Source organism: Gemmatimonas aurantiaca (assembly GCF_037190085.1).
GTDB classification, from domain to species: Bacteria; Gemmatimonadota; Gemmatimonadetes; order Gemmatimonadales; family Gemmatimonadaceae; genus Gemmatimonas; species Gemmatimonas aurantiaca_A.
In genome coordinates this window covers 442,787-462,123 of record NZ_JBBCJO010000012.1, presented here as the reverse complement: position 1 = coordinate 462,123, position 19,337 = coordinate 442,787, and the positions used below count along the sequence as shown (strand labels likewise).

15 protein-coding genes and 1 tRNA gene are annotated in these 19,337 nt (G+C 64.6%); 6 read left to right on the top strand and 10 right to left on the bottom strand.

Annotation, left to right across the window (positions count from 1 at the left end; all coding sequences use genetic code 11):
* Genes WG208_RS16560 through WG208_RS16535 form a run of 6 tightly spaced genes read left to right on the top strand, consistent with a single transcriptional unit; the run spans window position 1 to window position 7,297 of the window.
* Window positions 1-489, top strand: a complete 489-nt coding sequence (locus WG208_RS16560; RefSeq protein WP_337172488.1) for an NADH-quinone oxidoreductase subunit J — start codon at window positions 1-3, stop codon at window positions 487-489.
* Window positions 482-784, top strand: coding sequence for an NADH-quinone oxidoreductase subunit NuoK (nuoK, locus tag WG208_RS16555; protein ID WP_337172487.1), 303 nt, complete (start codon window positions 482-484; stop codon window positions 782-784). Before WG208_RS16560 ends, nuoK begins: the two co-directional genes overlap by 8 nt.
* Window positions 785-799: 15 nt before the next feature.
* Entirely contained in the window at window positions 800-2,698 is a 1,899-nt protein-coding gene (gene nuoL, locus WG208_RS16550) for an NADH-quinone oxidoreductase subunit L (RefSeq protein WP_337172486.1), read from the top strand.
* Complete coding sequence (locus WG208_RS16545; protein WP_337172485.1) at window positions 2,691-4,268, top strand: NADH-quinone oxidoreductase subunit M; 1,578 nt, start codon at window positions 2,691-2,693, stop codon at window positions 4,266-4,268. Before nuoL ends, WG208_RS16545 begins: the two co-directional genes overlap by 8 nt.
* The gene (locus tag WG208_RS16540; protein ID WP_337172484.1) at window positions 4,258-5,643 is read left to right on the top strand and encodes an NADH-quinone oxidoreductase subunit N; all 1,386 of its coding nucleotides are present in this window, start codon (window positions 4,258-4,260) and stop codon (window positions 5,641-5,643) included. Before WG208_RS16545 ends, WG208_RS16540 begins: the two co-directional genes overlap by 11 nt.
* 16 nt (window positions 5,644-5,659) lie before the next feature.
* Window positions 5,660-7,297 carry an NAD-dependent malic enzyme gene (locus WG208_RS16535; protein WP_337172483.1) on the top strand — a complete coding sequence of 546 codons (1,638 nt, stop codon included), beginning with the start codon at window positions 5,660-5,662 and terminating at the stop codon, window positions 7,295-7,297.
* Between the two features lie 276 nt (window positions 7,298-7,573).
* On the opposite strand, the gene mobA is transcribed toward WG208_RS16535, so the two are convergent.
* From mobA to WG208_RS16485, 10 genes are all read right to left on the bottom strand, one after another.
* Window positions 7,574-8,176 carry a molybdenum cofactor guanylyltransferase MobA gene (gene mobA, locus WG208_RS16530; RefSeq protein WP_337172482.1) on the bottom strand — a complete coding sequence of 201 codons (603 nt, stop codon included), beginning with the start codon at window positions 8,174-8,176 and terminating at the stop codon, window positions 7,574-7,576.
* 64 nt (window positions 8,177-8,240) lie between these two features.
* The gene (locus WG208_RS16525; protein WP_337172481.1) at window positions 8,241-8,462 is read right to left on the bottom strand and encodes a formate dehydrogenase subunit delta; all 222 of its coding nucleotides are present in this window, start codon (window positions 8,460-8,462) and stop codon (window positions 8,241-8,243) included.
* Window positions 8,449-9,279: a formate dehydrogenase accessory sulfurtransferase FdhD gene (gene fdhD / locus WG208_RS16520; RefSeq protein WP_337172480.1), complete on the bottom strand. Its 831-nt coding sequence runs from the start codon at window positions 9,277-9,279 to the stop codon at window positions 8,449-8,451. Before fdhD ends, WG208_RS16525 begins: the two co-directional genes overlap by 14 nt.
* A 46-nt stretch (window positions 9,280-9,325) precedes the next feature.
* Window positions 9,326-12,112, bottom strand: coding sequence for a formate dehydrogenase subunit alpha (gene fdhF / locus WG208_RS16515; RefSeq protein WP_337172479.1), 2,787 nt, complete (start codon window positions 12,110-12,112; stop codon window positions 9,326-9,328).
* The gene (locus WG208_RS16510) at window positions 12,109-13,674 is read right to left on the bottom strand and encodes an NADH-ubiquinone oxidoreductase-F iron-sulfur binding region domain-containing protein (protein ID WP_337172478.1); all 1,566 of its coding nucleotides are present in this window, start codon (window positions 13,672-13,674) and stop codon (window positions 12,109-12,111) included. Before WG208_RS16510 ends, fdhF begins: the two co-directional genes overlap by 4 nt.
* A complete protein-coding gene (locus WG208_RS16505) occupies window positions 13,671-14,186 on the bottom strand; it encodes an NAD(P)H-dependent oxidoreductase subunit E (protein WP_337172477.1) in 516 nt (171 codons plus the stop codon). The genes WG208_RS16510 and WG208_RS16505 overlap by 4 nt, the downstream gene beginning before the upstream one ends.
* Window positions 14,187-14,191: 5 nt before the next feature.
* Complete coding sequence (locus WG208_RS16500) at window positions 14,192-15,247, bottom strand: 2-oxoacid:ferredoxin oxidoreductase subunit beta (RefSeq protein WP_337172476.1); 1,056 nt, start codon at window positions 15,245-15,247, stop codon at window positions 14,192-14,194.
* Window positions 15,244-17,091 carry a 2-oxoacid:acceptor oxidoreductase subunit alpha gene (locus WG208_RS16495; RefSeq protein WP_337172475.1) on the bottom strand — a complete coding sequence of 616 codons (1,848 nt, stop codon included), beginning with the start codon at window positions 17,089-17,091 and terminating at the stop codon, window positions 15,244-15,246. Before WG208_RS16495 ends, WG208_RS16500 begins: the two co-directional genes overlap by 4 nt.
* Window positions 17,088-18,869 carry an FAD-dependent oxidoreductase gene (locus WG208_RS16490; RefSeq protein ID WP_337172474.1) on the bottom strand — a complete coding sequence of 594 codons (1,782 nt, stop codon included), beginning with the start codon at window positions 18,867-18,869 and terminating at the stop codon, window positions 17,088-17,090. Before WG208_RS16490 ends, WG208_RS16495 begins: the two co-directional genes overlap by 4 nt.
* A gap of 247 nt (window positions 18,870-19,116) precedes the next feature.
* Window positions 19,117-19,198, bottom strand: a tRNA-Leu gene (locus tag WG208_RS16485).
* Window positions 19,199-19,337 lie beyond the last annotated feature (139 nt).

Sequence of the window (19,337 nt, the reverse complement as noted above, 5' to 3'; positions counted from 1 at the left end):
GTGCTGGCACTGGTGAGTGCGGCGTCGATGCTGGTCCTCCGGGAGCCCATGCGGGTGGCGCTGGCGCTCATCACATCGATGATGTCGCTGGGCGCGATCTACGGATTGCTCGGCGTGCATTTCATCGCCGCGTTCCAGGTGCTGATCTATGTCGGCGCCGTGATGGTGTTCATGGTCTACGTGATCATGCTGCTGGAAGTGCGGGAAGGGTCGGGCAGCCGGCGGTATTCCTCGCTGCTCGTGCCGGGACTGGTGGGCGGTGCGGTGCTGCTGGGCGCGCTCGCCGTGGGCATGTCGCGTCCGGCCACTCCGCAGGCGGCACTGCCGGCCTCGTCGCAGTCGTTCGGGCTCACGCAGTTCTCCACCGATTTCCTGCAGCAGTACTGGCTGGCCTTCGAACTGACGACGGTGTTCCTCGTCGCGGCGATCGTGGCGGCGCTGGCGGTCATCGGCGTGAGTCGCCGGGCGCGGGAGAGTGCCCGTGGATAAGGTGACGGCACTGCTCTGGTTGTCGGGCGCGTTGTTCGTGTTCGGGTTGCTGGGGGTCGTGATCCGGCGCAATGCGCTGATCATGCTGATGTGCATGGAACTCATGCTGAACGGCGTGAACCTCAGTCTCGTGACCTTCTCGCAGCAGCGTGGGGATGCTGCGGGCGCGGTGATGGTCTTCCTGGTGTTCGTGGTGGCCACCGCCGAGGTCGCACTGGCGATCCCGATCGTGCTGCTGCTGGTCAAACATGCGCGATCGCTCGATCTCGATCGCTTCTCCGAGCTCAAGGGCTAGTCCGGCATGTCGTTCATGCAGTCGCATATGCTGGCGCTCATCGCGCTGCTTCCACTCGTCGGCTTCCTGCTCAACGGCACGTTTGCCACGTCGCTGGGCGGGAACCGGTTCGGGCATGGCGTGGCCGCGGTGATCGGATGCGCAACGCCCCTGCTGTCGTTCGCGCTCGCGATCACCGCGTTCCTGCAACTCCAGGCCGGCGGGTACACACCGATCGTGGAGCCGTTCTACCGGTGGGCCTCCATCGGCGGGAACACCTTCGATATCGCGTTCCATTTCGACCGTCTGAGTGCGGTCATGACGCTGATCGTGACCGGTGTGGGATCGGTTATCCACATCTACTCCACCGGGTACATGCACGACGACAAGAGCTTCGGGCGCTTCTTCGCGTATCTGAATCTCTTCCTCTTCTTCATGCTCCTGCTGGTGCTGGGGCGGTCGATGCTGGTGCTGTTCGTGGGATGGGAAGGTGTGGGCCTGGCGTCCTATCTCCTGATCGGGTTCTGGTTCGACGATCTCGCCAATGCGGCCGCCGGCCGGAAGGCGTTCATCACCAATCGCGTGGGTGATGCCGCGTTCCTGCTCGGGATGTTTCTGCTCTACCGGGCGTTTGGCACGCTGGACATGGACACCATCAACGGGGCGCTGGCCGGCGGGCAGAGCGCGATCGTACCGGCCGGTCTGGTGGGGCTGCTGCTGTTCATCGGCGCCACGGGCAAGTCGGCGCAGATTCCGTTGTACGTATGGTTGCCCGATGCCATGGCCGGCCCGACGCCGGTGTCGGCGCTCATCCACGCGGCCACGATGGTCACGGCCGGTGTGTATCTCGTGGCGCGCATGTCGGCGGTGTACGTGCTCACGCCCGAGGTGTCGCAGCTCATCGCCATCATCGGGGTGCTCACGGCGTTTTTCGCCGCCACCATCGCCCTGGTGCAGACCGACATCAAGAAGGTGCTCGCCTATTCAACCGTCTCGCAGCTGGGGTTCATGTTCCTGGCACTCGGCGTGGGCGCGTATGGCGTGGCCATCTTTCACGTGATGACGCATGCCTTCTTCAAGGCCTGTCTGTTTCTGGGCGCGGGCAGCGTGATTCACGCGCTGGGTGGCGAGCAGGACATCCGGAAGATGGGCGGCCTGCGCACGCGTATTCCCATCACCTTCTGGACCTTCGCCATCGCGACGGCGGCCATTGCCGGGATTCCGGGGCTCGCCGGTTTCTTCTCGAAGGACGAGATCCTCTGGTATGCCTTCTCGAGCGCATCGGGGGGCGCCCCATGGTTGTGGGGACTCGCCGCGCTGACGGCCCTGATGACCGCCTTCTACATGACGCGACTGCTGTGGCTCACCTTCTTCGGTGCTTCACGCATGAGCCACGAGGTGGAGCATCATGTGCACGAGTCGCCGTTGTCCATGACCGGTGTGCTCATGCTGCTGGCGCTGCTGTCGGTGGTGGGCGGATACATCGCACTGCCACATTTCCTCGAGCCGCAGCTGCCATTGCCCCAGGTGGTGCCGGCGCTCGAACACTACGAACACACCTTGCTTTACGTGTCCATCGCACTGGCACTCGGCGGTGTGGGGCTGGCCGTGTTCATCTACGGCGGACCGGCGTCGCGCGCGGAAGGCCTCGCGCGCACCTTCGCGCCGGTGCACGCGCTGCTGAGCGGCAAGTACTTCGTGGACGAACTCTACGACCGTCTGCTCGGGCGGCCACTGGTGTGGATCTCGGAGAACGTGCTGCTCAAGGGCGGCGACCGCATGCTGCTCGACGGCACTCTCAACGGTATGGGCTCGCTGGCGCATCGCACCGCGGCCGTGCTGGGGCGTGTGCAGACCGGCAGTCTGCATGTGTACGGACTGCTGGTGGTGATCGGCCTGGCCGGTGTCGTGCTCTGGAGCTGGCGTCATGTCTGATGCGGCGATGCTGAACTGGGTGCTGTTCCTGCCACTGCTGGGCGCGGCGGGATTGCTGGTCCTGCGGGGGAATGGCGCCGCCGTGCGGATTGCCACCGTCGCGGTGATGACGGTGCAATTCCTGCTGGCCGCCGTGCTGTATGTGCACTTCGACGCCACGGTGGAGGGACTGCAGTTCGCGACCTCGGTGCCGTGGATCGGTGAATGGGGCGTGTCGTACGCCATCGGCATGGATGGACTCAACGTGCTGCTGGTGCTGCTGACGGCGTTCCTGGGGCCGCTGGTGGTGCTGGGCGCCTGGCATTCCATCGAGCGCGACGTGACGCTGTTCCATGTCATGGTGCTGCTGCTGCAGTTCGCCATGATGGGGGCATTCCTGGCCCAGGATCTCTTCCTGTTCTACGTGTTCTGGGAGGCGATGCTCATCCCGATGTTCCTGATCATCGGGATCTGGGGTGGCGCGCGGCGCAGCTATGCCACTGTGAAGTTCGTGTTGTACACCGCCTTCGGCAGCATTCTCATGCTGGCGGCGGTGATCTACCTGGTGCAGGCACTGCGGAATGCCGGGGGGGTGACTTCGTTTGCCTTCACTGACCTGATGCAGGCGCGACTGCCGCTCGATGTGCAGAGTGTGCTGCTGGCGGCGTTCGCGCTGTCATTCGCGATCAAGGTACCGATGGTGCCACTGCATACGTGGCTGCCCGATGCGCATGTGGAGGCCCCGACGCCCGGGTCGGTGATTCTGGCGGGTGTGCTGCTCAAGATGGGCACCTACGGCTTCATCAAGCTCGGGTTCCCGCTCTTCCCCGATGCCACACGGGCGTTCACGCCGGTGCTCATGACGCTGTCCGTCGTGAGCATCGTGTACGGCGCCTGTCTGGCGCTGGTGCAGACCGACATCAAGAAGATCATCGCCTACTCGTCGATCAGTCATCTGGGCTACGTGATGCTGGGGCTGCTCAGTCTCGATCTGGCCGGCATTCAGGGGGCGATCGTGCAGATGGTGAGTCACGGTCTGGTGGCGGCCGGACTCTTCCTGCTGGTCGGCATGGTGTACGAGCGCTGTCATACCCGCGAACTCGCGGCGTATGGTGGCCTGGCGCGTCAGATGCCCGTGTATGCGGTGTTCTTCGTGATCTTCACGCTGGCATCGGTGGGCTTGCCCACCACGAGCGGATTCACGGGCGAATTCATGGTGCTGCTGGGGGCGTTCAACGCGGCCTGGCCACAGCATCTCGATGGCACGTCGTTGCCACTGGTGCTGGCTGTCACCGCGGTGAGCGGTGTGATTCTCGGTGCGCTCTACATGCTGCGGTTTGCCCTGACGTTCCTCTTCGGACCGGCCAGGGCGCCACATCAGCCGCTCACCGATCTCTCGCTGCGTGAGCGCAGCATCCTCGCCATTCTCGTCGTGTCGATCTTTGCTCTCGGGTTGTTCCCCGATGGGGCGCTTCGCAAGACGGAGCTCGCCGCCAGGGCGTTCCAGGTGCGACTGACCACTTCCCAAGCGGGCACCGCGCAAGCAGGTGCCATGCAAGCGGGTACCGCGGTGGATGCCCATGCCAACTAACGACGCGTTGATGGGCATGCTACCCGAGCATCTGCTGCTCGGAGGCATCGTCGCGGGTATCGTCACGGTGTTGCTGCGGCGCGGGCGGACGCTGGCGTTGCCCGTGTCCATCCTGGCCGTGCTGGCGTCGGCGGGCGCGGCCTTCTGGCTCGGGATGAACGGCACCACGGCGGAGCCGTTCCCGGGGCAGTTCGCCGTGACACCTCCGGTGCTGATGGCCAAGGGCATGCTGTTGCTGCTCGCGGTGCCCGTGCTGCTGATGTCACGCACCGAGTTCGAGGAGGGGGAGTTTTCCATCCTGCTGCTCTCGTCGTTGTACGGCCTGAGTCTGTTGCCGTCGGCGACGAGTGCGCTGGTGCTGTTCCTCGGGCTCGAGTTGATGTCGATTCCGGTGTATGCGCTGATCGTGCTGGCGTTCCGGCGTCCGCAGTCGGCGGAATCGGCCCTCAAGTATCTCGTGCTGAGCGGCGCGGCGTCGGCGATGTTCCTGATGGGGATCTCGCTGCTCTATGGCAGCTCGGGATCGATGTCGGCGGGAACGTTCGCGCAGGCATTGAGCGCCACCGATGCGCTGTCGCGAACGGCGGTGGTGCTGGTGATCGTCGCGCTGTTCCTCAAAGGTGCGGTGGTGCCGTTCCACGCCTGGGCCCCCGACACCTATGAAGGCGCGAGCATTCCCGTCACGGCCTACATGGCGACACTGTCCAAGGCGGGCGTGCTGATCGTGGCGTGGCGGTTGTGCGATGGCGCCGAGCTCAGTGGTCCGCTGGTGTCGATCGTGGCGGTGCTGCCGCTGATCTCGATCGTCTGGGGGAACATCACGGCCATCCGGCAGCAGAGTCTCCGCCGGATGATCGCGTATTCGTCCATCGCGCATGCGGGTTACCTGTTCTACGCCTTGCTCGGCCCGTCGGCGGGGCGCCTGGAGTCGATCACGTTCTACCTGGTGGTGTACGCCGCGTCGAATCTGCTGGCGTTCGCCATGGTGCCGAATACCGGCACCGACGAGGAGCGCGACCGGCTGGATCGGTTGAACGGGCTCTTTCACCGCGATCCCCTAGCAGCTTCTCTCATCGCTGTGGCGATGTTGTCGCTGGCCGGGTTACCGCCCCTTCCCGGTTTCACCGCGAAGTTCCTTATTTTTCAGACGGTGGTTGCCGCGGGGTACAGCGCCTACGCTGTCCTCGGTCTCGTCGGCAGCTTCCTGGGGCTGTATTTCTATCTACGGGTCATTCAGCGGATGTTCATGAATACCGGCGAAGGTGTTCGGACCACCGGCACTGGAGAGGCACTTGCCCGCACGGCGGGCGTGCTCTGTCTTCTCGCCATGGCCGCGTTGACCATCGTGCCAGGGTGGGCCTTGGCACGACTCTGAGATACCTGGAGAAGTCGTGACTGCACCACTACAACCGAAGCGCGGCGCCACGTTGCTGAACGACCCCGTCCTCAACAAGGGGACGGCGTTCTCGTTGGCAGAGCGCGACGCATTCGGGTTGCGCGGCTTGCTGCCGCCGCGCGTGATGACTCAGGAAGAGCAGCTCGAACGCATTCTTCCCGGTGTTCGCTCCCGGCCGACGCCGCTCGATCAGTACGCCTACCTCGTGGCACTGCACGACCGCAACGTCACGCTGTTCTACCGCCTCGTGATGGATCATCTCGAGGAGTTCCTGCCGATTCTCTACACCCCCACGGTGGGGCAGGCGTGTGAGGAGTTCGGACGCATCTTCCGGCGCAGCCGCGGGTTGTACATCACCCTGGAAGACCGCGGTCATGTGCGTGAGGTGCTCGCGAACTGGCCCCAGGACGATGTGCGCATGATCGTCGTCACCGATGGTGAGCGCATTCTCGGTCTGGGCGATCTCGGCGCCAATGGCATGGGCATCCCGCTTGGCAAGCTGACGTTGTACACGGCGTGTGCGGGCGTGTCACCGCATCAGTGCCTGCCCATCACCATCGACGTGGGCACGGACAACACGGCGCTGCGCGAGAGCGCGGCGTACATGGGCATGCGTCATCCCCGCATACGCGGCGAGGAGTACGATGCGTTGCTCAACGAGTTCGTGGAGGCCGTGAGGGAAAGTTTTCCGCTGGCCTGTCTGCAGTTCGAGGACTTCGGCAATCACAACGCGTTCATGCTGCTGGACGCGTGGCGCGATCGGACCTGTACGTTCAACGACGACATCCAGGGCACGGCCTCGGTGACACTGGGCGGCCTGCTGTCGGCGGCGCGTCTCACCGGTGTACCGCTGCGAGAGATGCGCCTGATGTTCCTGGGGGCGGGCGAAGCCGGTATCGGCATCGGCGATCTGGTGGTGCAGGAGATGGTGGCCGAGGGATTGTCCGAAGAGGAAGCCCGTCAGCGCTGCTGGTTCATGGATTCGCGCGGACTGGTGGTGGCGTCGCGCACCGATCTCGCGGACCACAAGCGCCGCTATGCCCACGATCATCCGTCGCTGCCTTCATTGCAGGCGGCGGTGGAGGCGATCAAGCCGCACGCACTGATCGGCGTGTCGGGGCAGCCGAGCACGTTCACGCCGGGCGTGCTGGCCGCGATGGCGGCCAACCACGATCGGCCGATCATCATGGCGCTGTCCAATCCCACGTCGAAGGCGGAGTGCACCGCGCGAGAGGCCTACACCGCCACCGACGGACGCGCCGTGTTCGCCAGTGGCAGTCCCTTCGCTCCCGTGACGTATAAGGAGCGCACGCACGTGCCGGGGCAGGGGAACAACGCCTACATCTTCCCGGGTGTCGGTCTGGGCGTGATCGTCGCGGAGTCCTCGCGGGTGACGGACGAGATGTTCGCCGCTGCCGCACGGACGCTGGCCAGCCTCGTGTCGCCCGAGGATCTGGCGATGGGCCGGATCTATCCGAGTCTGTCGCGCATTCGTGAGGTTTCTCGCGCGATTGCGATCGAGGTGGCACGCATCGCCTTCGATCGGGGACTGGCGCGTGCCGAACGCCCGGATGATATCCCGGCGGCGGTGACCGCGGCGATGTACGAGCCCGTGTATCACACGATGATCTGACACAAACGCCGCGCCCGGTGCGAAGCACCGGGCGCGGCGTTTGTGGATGGAAGCCGGAAGGATGTACCCAAAATCCATTGATCTCCTTCCTGGCCAACTCCCTCCTGCTTCCTCTCGAGATTATGACGAGGTGGAGTCGGAGTCATGGCCGAAGGCCCGGCACACCGTTTCTCCCGCTATCCCCGCTGAAAATCGGGTGTGCGTCATCCGGAGAGTCCCGGCGCCACGGCATCACGATTTCAAGAGGAAGCAGGAAGGAGCTGGTCAGGCGGGAGTTCAATAGTCACCGCGGCCGGTATGCTCGTGCGCGTGTGCCAGGTCTTCAGGGGAGTTGATATTCCGGAAGCTCGCCGCCTCATCCGCCATATCGACAATCAGCGGCTGATGCTCCTCCATGAATCGCTGCACCGAACGCCCACCCTTCGCGAGATAGACGTCGAGTTCAGCCGCGAGTGTGCCGCGCCCCAGCAGAAACAGATGCTGCCCGCGTTGCCCATCATGCGGGTATGCGAGTGAACGCCCATACGTCGTCAGTGCGTGCGCAAGTCTGCCCACAAGATCCGGCATCAGAAAGGGCGCGTCACCCGGACAACAGAAGAACCAGGGCGTCCTGACGACCGCGAGAGCGGCCTGCAGCCCACCCAATGGACCGAGATCGGGCGTGTTGTCCACCACGACGGAGTCCCCCCATTGAGCGTAGGTGTCCCGTTCACGATTCGCACTGATCACGATCGTCGAGACCTGCGGCAGCAACCGCTCCCTGACGTGCGCAACGAGGGGACGTCCATGCAGCAGTTGCAGTGGCTTCTCCACACCGCCCATGCGGCGCGCCTGGCCACCGCACAGGATGATGCCGGTGATGTGCGTGGGGGCGGTCATGAGCACATCCATAGAAACATCGATGGACACATCCATGGCGCGCAAATCGTTCGTGATGTATTCGTCAGGGATCGAGAGACATGAGACGCTGCGCGGCCTGCAATGCCAGCGGGTGCAGATCGCCGACATGGGGCCCTTCCAGGAGCACCACGAGCTCGCTCCGCATCGCGACCGGCCAGAATTTCACGAGATGATTCCGTACTTCGTCGACAGCTTCTTCTTCCGGATAGGGCGCGAAGAACTGCGCGATCTGATTCGCCATCCGGATCGTATCAGCGGCCGACATGGACCGTCTCCTCGAGAGAGTCGAACGGCAGTGACGCAGGCGGTGTGAATCGCACGACTTCCAGTGCATCACCCCGCCCGAGGCAGGTCACGAGGGGGATGCCCAGCTGACCGGCCCAGCGCAGCGCGAGATTGGTGGGAGCGCTGACCGAGACCAGTGCCTGGGCGTTGAGCACGGAGGCCTTGTACACCAGCTCATAGCTGCAACGGCTGCTCATGAGCACGAATCCCTGTTCGGTGAGACGATCGGTCCGGGCCAGGGAACCCACCAGCTTGTCGAGAGCGTTGTGGCGACCCACGTCCTCCCGCACGAGCTGTATCGCTCCGTTCAGCGCGCACCACGCGGCGGCGTGCACCGAATGGGTGGCCGCGTTGAGCGGCTGATGTCCGGGCAACGTCCGCAGAGCCAGACGGATCGCGTCATCGTTCACCGATACGACCGTCTGCCATTCCCCGCGGCGTCGATGCAGATCGGCGAGCGATTCGATGCCACAGAGTCCGCAGGCCGTGTTACTGATCAACGTCCGCGCTCCCAACGCCTCACGATCGATGGCTTCGTCGGGGATTTCCACCGAGACCGTGAATTCGTCCAGCAATTCAGCGACGCGGATACCCGTGATACAGGTGACCGAGTCGATCACATGCTCCGTGAGCAGCATGCCGATGGCCAGCTCCTCGAGATCCGATGGCGTGGCCAGCATCACCGTCCACGGCACACCGTTGATGAGGATGGCGACCGGCGCCTCCACGGCGATGCCCCATGTATCGTCGTGCGTCGCTCCCGTGCGATCGATACGGGTGATGGCGCGATGAATCACGCCGGGATGCTCCCCAGGTTCGACCGCATGTTCGGCAATATGTTCGCTAGTCAACCGGACGGACCTCGACTGCGGTGACCTTGTATTCCGGGCAGTTGGTGGCCCAATCGGAGAATTCGGTGGTCACCACGTTCGTCGCCACCGCCGGGTGATGGAAGGTGGTGTACACCACGCCCTCGGGCACACGCTCGGTGACACGGGCGTGCAGGGTGATCGCCCCCTTGCGACTGGCGAGCATCACACCGTCGCCGGTGCCGATGCCACGCACTTCCGCGTCGGACGGATGGATCTCCAGCACGTCTTCGTCGTGCCAGACCGTGTTCGCCGTGCGACGGGTGGCGGTGCCGGCGTTGTATTGCGTGAGCACCCGACCCGTGGTGAGCAGCAGCGGGAAGCGGCGCGTGGAGCGTTCATCGGTGGGGATGTACTGCGTGATGAGAAACCGTCCCTTGCCCCGCACGAATTGCTCTTCGTGCATCACCCGCGTGCCCATCGGATGTTCGGCATTGCAGGGCCACTGCACGCTGCCCACCCGGTCCAGGAGCGCGAAGGACACGCCGGCAAAGGTGGGCGTGAGCGCCGCGATCTCGTCCATGATCTGCGCGGCGTTGTCGTAGTGCATGGGGTACCCCATCGCCGTCGACAGACGGCAGACGACTTCCCACTCCGCCAGCCCCGTGCGTGACGGCATGGCCGGACGAACGCGGTTGATGCGGCGCTCGGCGTTGGTGAACGTGCCATCCTTCTCCAGAAACGCGGTGCCCGGAAGGAACACATGGGCATACTTCGCCGTTTCATTGAGGAAGAGGTCCTGCACGACCACGCAGTCCATGGCTTCCAATGCGTTCCGCACGTGCGTGCTGTCGGGTTCGGATTGTGCGATGTCCTCGCCCTGCACGAACATGCCACGGAACTGCCCCGCCACGGCCGCGGAGAACATGTTGGGAATGCGCATGCCGGGTTCGTCGTCGAGCGCGATCTGCCAGGCGGCTTCGAAACTGCCCCGCACGGCGTCGTCGGCGATGTGCCGGTACCCCGGGAGTTCGTGCGGAAAGGATCCCATGTCGCACGAGCCCTGCACATTGTTCTGTCCGCGCAGGGGATTCACGCCCGTGCCGTCGCGGCCGATCTGGCCCGTGGCCATGGCGAGATTGGCGATCCCCAGCACCATGGTGCTGCCCTGACTGTGCTCCGTCACGCCGAGGCCGTAGTAGATGGCCGAGTTGCCACCGGTGGCGTAAAGACGCGCTGCGGCCCGCAGATCGCCCGCCGGCACGCCGGTGAAGGCCTCGGTGGCTTCCGGTGCGTGTTCCGGACGTGCAATGAACTCGCGCCACTGTGCAAAAGACGCCTCGTCGCAGCGTTCGGCGACAAAGGCTTCGGCGGTCAGTCCTTCCGTGATCACCACGTGCGCCAGGGCATTGATCACGGCCACGTTGGTCCCGGGGCGCAACTGCAGGTGATGGGCCGCGCGGATGTGCGGCGACTGCACCAGGTCGATGCGTCGCGGGTCGATGACGATGAGCCTGGCGCCCTGACGCAGGCGGCGCTTCATGCGGGCGGCGAACACCGGGTGTGCGTCGGTGGGGTTCGCGCCGATCACCATGATCACGTCGGCGCTGGCCACCGACTTGAAGTCCTGCGTGCCAGCCGATGTGCCCAGCGTCTGCTTGAGACCGTAGCCCGTGGGGGAGTGACACACCCGGGCACAGGTGTCGATGTTGTTGTTGCGGAATGCCGCCCGCACCATCTTCTGCACCACGTACACTTCCTCGTTGGTGCAGCGGGACGAGGACACGCCGCCGATGGCTTCACGGCCATGTTCTGCCTGGATGGACTGGAAACGTGACGCTGCAAAGCCGATGGCGTCGTCCCAGCTCACTTCACGCCAGTCGTCGGTGATGCGTTCGCGGATCATCGGACGCAGCATGCGATCGGCATGCGTGGCATATCCCCACGCGAACCGTCCTTTCACGCAGGAGTGTCCTTCGTTGGCACCGCCTTCCGCCGATGGGGTCATGCGGACGACATCGTTGCCCTTGAGCTCCGCGTCGAACGAACAGCCCACGCCACAGTACGCGCAGGTGGTCTTCACCACCCGATCGGGCTGACCGGCGTCGATGATGGTCTTCTCGGTGAGCGTAGCCGTGGGACAGGCCTGTACACAGGCGCCGCAGGACACACACTCCGAGGCGAGAAAGCCCTCGTCCATGCCGGCACTCACCTTGGACCCGAACCCGCGGTCGGTGATGCTCAACGCGAAGGTGCCCTGGATCTCGTCACAGGCCCGCACACAACGCGAGCAGACGATGCACTTGGCCGGATCGAAGGTGAAGTACGGATTCGATTCGTCCTTCTGTTCCGTCAGGTGATTGGCGCCAGCATATCCATAGCGCACCTCGCGCAGGCCGACCACGCCGGCCATGTCCTGCAGCTCACAATCCCCGTTGGCGGCGCAGGTGAGGCAGTCGAGCGGATGATCGGAGATGTAGAGCTCCATCACATTGCGCCGCACACGCGCCACCTGCGGCGTCTGTGTGCGCACCACCATGCCCTGTTCCACGGGCGTCGTGCATGACGCGGGCAGACCTTTGCGGCCCGCGATATCCACCACACAGAGGCGGCAGGATCCGAACGGCTTGAGCGAGTCGGTGGCGCAGAGATGCGCGATATCGATGCCCACCGTCTTCGCGGCCTGCAGGACCGTCTGGCCCGCCGGCACACGAACATCGATGCCGTCGATGGTCAACTGTACGGATGTGGTGTCGACGGCCGAAGCCGCTGACGACGCACCCGCCGCGGACGACGGGAAATCGGTTGCGGGCCTGATCATCGTCCCACCTCCACGGTGACCGATCCGCCGCCGGCAGAAGGCAGCAGGTCGGCGGAGAAGTGCTTCATCACACTGCGCACGGGCATGGGCGTGAGTCCACCCAGCGCGCAGAGCGAGCCGAATTCCATCGTTTCACACAGCTCTTCGAGCACCTGCCACTGCAACCGGGGATTCTCGCGTCGACGCAGACGCTGAATCACCTCCACGCCGCGCGTGGAGCCGATACGACAGGGTGTGCACTTGCCGCACGATTCGTGCGCGCAGAACGCCATCGCGAACTCGGCCTGCGCGGCCATGTCGACGGTGTCGTCGAAGGCCACGATACCACCATGGCCCAGCATCGCACCGATGGCCGCGAAGTGCTCATAGGTGAGTGGGGTGTCCCACTGCGATGCGGGCAGATAGGCGCCCAGCGGACCGCCCACCTGGATGGCGCGCAGCGGCCGTCCGCTGTAGCTGCCACCACCGAAGCGTTCCAGCAGATCGCGCAGCGTGACGCCGAAGCCCAGTTCGACGACGCCGCCCCGTTGCATGTTGCCACCCAGTTGGAACGGCATGGTGCCAGTGGACCGGTCCACGCCGAGTCCGGCGTAGGCGTGCGCACCGCGCGCCAGCACATCGGTGGCGGCCGCGAAGGTGAGCACGTTGTTGATGACCGTGGGGCATCCGAAGAGCCCCGTCAGCGCCGGCAAGGGCGGCTTGGGGCGCACCGTGCCACGTTTGCCTTCGAGACTTTCGAGCAGCGCCGTCTCTTCGCCACAGATGTAGGCGCCACCGCCCATACGCAGCGTGATGTCGAATGTGTGCGCCGTCCCCAGCACGGACGGCCCGAGCACACCGGCCTCGCGCGCGATAGTGAGTGCGCGGCCGAAGATCTGCGCCGCATGCGGATACTCGGAGCGCAGATAGACGAAGCCCCGCGTGGCTCCAACCGCGAGCGCGGCGATCGTCATCCCTTCGATGAGCTGGAAGGGATCGGCCTCCATGAGCAGTCGATCGGCAAACGTACCCGAGTCGCCTTCGTCGGCATTGCAGACGATGTACTTCTGCGGGGCGTTCGCATTGCGCACGGTGTTCCACTTGATGCCGGCGGGAAATGCCGCGCCGCCCCGTCCACGCAGTCCCGATACCGTGACCTCGTCCACGATCGCCTTGGCGTCCATGGTGCACCCCCGCTCGAGACCGGCGAAACCACCAAGCGCGCGATAGTCGCTCAACGACAACGGATCGATGCGGCCGACCCGCGCGAACGTGAGGCGCGTCTGGCCGGCGAACCAGGGCAGGGCGTCCACCACACCGAGGCATTTTGCATGGGTCTGATCGGGGAGACCATCGGCAAAGAGCCCCGCGACATCGTCGACCGTGACATTGGCGAAGCCGATGCGCCCACTCGGCGTGTCGATCTCGACGAGCGGTTCGAGCCAGTACGCTCCGCGCGAGCCGTTCCGCACGATGGTGGCGAGTCCGCTCTGTACGACCTGCGCGTTCATGAGTGCGGCCGCCACTTCGTCGGCACCCACCGAACGTGCGCCGGTGTCGTTGGGCACGAAGATCCGTGTCATGCGGCCGACTCTCCTGCCACCGGCCGCGTGTTGCCGTGCCGACCGGGCAGGGTCTCGAGCAGTTCGTCGAAACGCGCCGGTGTCACGCCGCCCACGATGCGGTCGCCGATGCGAACCGTCGGGCCCAGCGCACAATTCCCGAAGCAGTAACCCGCTTCGAGATGCACATGACCGTCCGCCGTGGTCTCGCCCAGGGGAACGCCCAGCTTCTGCGAGGCATGCGCGGCGAGTTCGCGACATCCCACCGCCTGACACGCTTCCGCCATGCAGAGCTGGATGACGTGATCACCAACCGGCGCTTCACGCAGATCGTGGTAGAAGGTCACCACGCCGTACACCTCGGCGCGGGAGAGATTGAAGGCCTGTGCCACCTGACGGATGGCCTGCGGTGACACGAAGCCCACCGCAGCCTGCACCTGCAGCAGCAGCGGCAACAGGTGTTCGGCATCGGTGGGCGTCTGCGCGAGCAGGTCGGCAATCACCGCCTGCTCGCGAGTGGGATCGATGGTCATGGCCCCTAGCGATAACGCTCCATCAGTTTGTCCAGCGCTCCCTTGCCGGGGCAGAGTGCCTCGTACGGAAGTTCCACCAGGGGCGTGCTCGGGGTGCGCATGAAGTCATGCATGTCCCGTCCGTTCTCATCGACGAACAGCAGGCCGGTGGCGATCTCGTGACGCGCCTGGCAGGCGCGCACGTGGGCGTACGCCGACTCGCGATTGGTGGGATCGTAGTCGGACGCCGTCGCCCGGAGACGCACCGTGCTGCCGTCGTGCAGCGTCACGGCGTGCACGTCCTCGCCCGTCTCCGGCATGGTGATTTCGCGGCGCAGCGGCACGAAGTCGGTGTGCACGGCTTCCACTTCATGCTCGCGGGTGAACGCGTAGCTCTTGGTGGATCCTTCGTGGTCGTTGAAGCTCACGCACGGTGAGATGACGTCCACGATGGCGAAACCCTTGTGCATCAACCCGGCCTTGAGGATGGGCACCAGCTGCTTCTTGTCGCCCGAGAACGAGCGCGCCACGAAGGTGGCGCCCAGGGTGAGCGCGAGCAGCACCGGATCGATGGGCGACTGTTCGTTGGCCTCGCCCTTCTTGGACGTCGAGCCGATGTCGGCGGACGCCGAGAACTGCCCCTTGGTGAGGCCATACACGCCGTTGTTCTCGAGCACGTACAGCATGTTGACGTTGCGCCGGATGGCGTGCGACAACTGTCCGAGCCCGATGGAGAGCGAGTCCCCGTCACCGGAGATACCGATGTACGTGAGTGCCCGGTTGGCTGCGGCCGCGCCCGACGTGACCGACGGCATGCGGCCATGCACGGAGTTGAAGCCGTGCGACTGCTTCATGAAGTACGCCGTGGTCTTGGACGAGCAGCCGATGCCGCTCATCTTGCCCACGCGATGCGGTTCGAGATCCAGCTCCCATCCCGCCTGCACGAGCGCCGCGGTGACGGAATCGTGTCCGCACCCCGCGCACAGCGTGGACATCGCGCCTTCGTAGTCGCGGATGGTGAGCCCCAGACCATTGGTGCGGGAGCTCGGATGTTTGACCGGTGGCTTCGCAATCGAGGTCATGCGGGCACTCCGTTGGAAACAGCGCGGGGGGTGGGCGTCACGGCGGCCTGGCCGTGGGCGCCGACATGCCGGGAGACGGCATCGATGACGACCTTGGCCGTCAACGGCATGCCGCCGTAGTCGAGAATGGAGATCATCGCATCGCGCGGGATGCCGAGCTCGATGGCCAGCAGCGAGCGGAGCTGCGCATCGCGGTTCTGCTCGATCACGAAGGTATGCTCGTGACGCTCGAAGAACTCCAGCACTTCCGCCCCGAACGGGAAGGCGCGGATGCGCATGACATCGACCACGATGCCCTGCGCGGCGAGTTTGTCGGCGGCCTCGCGCACGGCCGCGTCACACCCGCCCAGCGACACCAGTCCGACGGTGGCGCCCTCACGCAGCGTGAAGGCCGGCTTGGGCATCACCGTCGCGGCGTGCTGGAATTTGCGCTTGAGACGGTCCACCAGTTCCAGATAGGCGTCGGAGTCTTCCGTGTACGCGGCGTGCTTGTCGTGACCCGAGCCGCGCACGAAGTACGCGCCCTTGCCGCCTACACCGGGCAGCGTGCGTGCCGCGATGCCGTCGCCATCCACGTCCAGATACCGCGAGAACCGCTGGAGTTTGTCCAGATCTTCCCGGTGCAGGACCTTGCCGCGGTCGGGCCGATAGTTGTCGTCCCAGGTGAAACGCTTCACCATCCAGTCGTTCATGCCGATATCGAGATCCGTCGCCACGAAGACCGGTGTCTGGAATCGTTCGGCGAGGTCGAACGACTGCACGGCCATCTCGAAGGCTTCGCCCGGATTGGCGGGGAAGAGCACGAGATGTTTGGTGTCGCCATGCGAGGCATACGCCAGCGAGATGAGATCGGCCTGCTGCGTGCGCGTGGGCATGCCCGTGGCCGGCCCGCAGCGCTGGATATCGAAGAAGACGGCGGGGATGTCGGTGTAGTACGCGAGTCCGATGAACTCCTGCATCAGGGAGATGCCGGGGCCCGAGGTGTTCGTGAATGCGCGTGCGCCCATCCACCCCGCACCGATGATGATACCGGCGGCCGACAGCTCATCCTCGGCCTGCAGGATGGCGTAGTTGTGCGCGCCGGTTTCCTTGTCCACCCGGAAGCGTTCGCAGAAGGCCTTGAACTGCTCCATCAGCGCGGTGGCCGGCGTGATGGGATACCACGCTCCCACCGTGGCGCCGGCATACACCGCACCCAGCGCGCAGGCGGTGTTGCCGTCGATGAGGATGGAGTCGCTCGTCTTGTCCATCTTTTCGAGATGGAACGGCAGCGGGCAGGTGAAGTGCTCCTTCGCGTACTGATACCCGAGCTGGATGGCCTGGTGATTGGACGTGAGCAGCTTGGGCTTCTTGCCGTACTTCTCCTCGAGCATGCTGCTCACGACGTCCATGTCGATGCCGAGCAGCGCGGCGAGCGAACCGGCGTAGACGATGTTGCGCAGCAGCGTGCGATCGCGGTCACCCTGGAAGTTCTCGACGCACATGCGTCCGAACGGGATGCCGAGGATCGTGATGCCTTCGCGCACCAGATCGGGGTCGAGCGGCCACGACGAGTCGTAGAGCAGGAAACCACCGGGACGCACCGTGGCCACGTCCTTGGCGTAGGTGGCCGGATTGAGTGCCACGACGAGATCCACTTCCGAAGGACGGGCCGTGTAGCCGTCCTTGGAGACGCGGATCTCGTACCACGTGGGCAGTCCCTGGATATTGGAGGGGAAGATGTTCTTCCCCGACACCGGGATGCCCATGCGGAAGATGGCCTGCATCAGCAGACCATTGGCGCTGGCGGAACCGGTTCCGTTGACGGTCCCGATCTTGAAGGCGAAATCGTTGACGCCGCTCATGCGTAGGCCATCCCGGCAACGGGCTTCTTGAGGTCGAAAATGCGCATGTCCCACGCGGCGGTGGGGCAGCGTTCCGCACACAGACCACAGTGCAGGCAGACGTCCTCGTCCTTCACCATGATGCGGTGGGTCTGCGGCAGCGCCGTGGAGACGTAGATCGGTTGTGATTCGTTGAGCGCCGGCGCGGACAGCCGCGTGCGCAACTCGTCGATGGGCGTGCTGTTGGTGGTGATCGTGAGGCAGCTCGTGGGACAGATGTCCACGCAGGCATCACACTCGATACACGCGGATGCGGTGAAATGTGTCTCGATGTCGCAGTTGAGACAGCGTCCCACTTCGAGCGCCGTCTGTTCCGCGGTGAACCCGAGTTCCACTTCGATACTGATGCCGCTGAAGCGCTTGACCAGTTCCTCGTGCTTCATCTTGGCGCGCTTCGCCGTTTCGTAATCGTTGTCGTACGCCCAGCTGTGCATGCCCATCTTGGCGCTGACCAGCGTCATGCCATAGGGCGGACGGTCGTGCACGTCCTGGCCCTGACACTGCAGATCGATGGAGATGGCCGCCTGGTGTCCGTGCGCGACGGCCCAGATGATGTTCTCCGGGCCCCACGCCGCGTCACCGCCGAAGAACACCTGCGGGTGCGTGCTCTGGTGGGTGGTCTTGTCGACTTTGGGCATGCCGCGCCCGTCGAATTCCACGCCGATGTCGCGTTCGATCCAGGGGAAGGCGTTGTCCTGACCGATGGCGAGAATGACCGCGTCACACGGGATGATCGTGGTGCCGGTCACGGTGCTGGTCTGCTTGCCGTTGGTGTCTTCGGTCCAGGCGAGGACTTCGAACTCCATGCCGGTGAGCTTGCCGTTCTCGATCACCATGCGCTTCGGTGCATGATTCTCGATGATCTCGACCTGTTCCTCCTCGGCGTCCTCGAGTTCCCACGGCGACGCTTTGAAGTGCTTGCGACCGCGGCGCGCGACGACCTTCACATCGGTGGCGCCGACGCGCTTGGCCGTGCGGCAGCAATCCATGGCGGTGTTGCCCACGCCGATGATCACCACGCGCGGTTCGATCTTCTCGATGTGACCGAAGTGCACGTTGGCCAGCCACTCGATACCGATGTGCACCTGCGATGGTGCATCCCAGCGGCCGGGAATGTCGAGCTCCTTGCCCTTGGGCGCCCCGGTGCCGACGTAGACCGCATCGTAACCGTCATCGAGCAGCGCTTTCAGGCTGGTGACTTCGGTGCCGTACTGCATGGTGGCACCCATGTCGATGATGTAGCCGCATTCGTCGTCGAGCACCTGCGCCGGCAGGCGGAACGACGGAATGTTGATGCGCATGAGCCCACCGGGCTGCGCATGGCGCTCGTAGATGGTGACGTCGTAGCCGAGTGGGAGCAGGTCGTTGGCGACGGTGAGTGCCGACGGACCAGCGCCCACGAGCGCGACGCGCTTGCCGTTCTTGACGGCCGGTGCGGTGGGGAGGAAGGCCTTGATGTCGTCCCGATGATCGGCCGCGACGCGCTTGAGGCGGCAGATCGCGACGGGTTTTTCTTCGACACGACCGCGCCGACAGGCGGGCTCGCAGGGGCGATCACAGGTACGCCCGAGAATTCCTGGAAAAACGTTCGACTCGCGATTGAGCAGATACGATTCGGTGTATCGACCCTGCGCGATGAGGCGGATGTATCCGGGAACATTGGTGTGGGCCGGACAGGCCCACTGACAGTCTACGACCCGGTGGTAGTATTGCGGGTCGGTGACGTCCGTCGCTGCCATGAGGTGGGACTCCTGAGGGAGAGAGAAGCAGACTCCCGCTAGAGTGTGTCCCGGACCGGGACTCGGCAAGAAGGGTTTGTCCGACACGTTCGGTCGAGCGGATCACAATTCAGGTGTCGATAAATGTCGATTGAAATTATCGGCTTTTCGATACGGCTACCCTACCCTGTTGCACATTTGCTTGGCGGGCGTAAACCTTTGGAAAGTGGGTTACGGTGTCCATTCAAAATTCATTCAAACGACCTCATGCGAACGCCCGGACTCGAACCGGGACCCCGTGAAGGACCAGCTCCTAAGGCTGGCGCGTCTACCAATTTCGCCACGTCCGCGCTGGGCTCGCCAAGCTTCTGCGGGTCCATTCCCCAAGTATAGTCACCACGCCTGGTGACGTGGATCGCCCGATGGGAGCGCTGTTTTTGCCCAGCGGGTGTAGCAGTCCCGGAACACCCCAGAGACCCATTACCGACC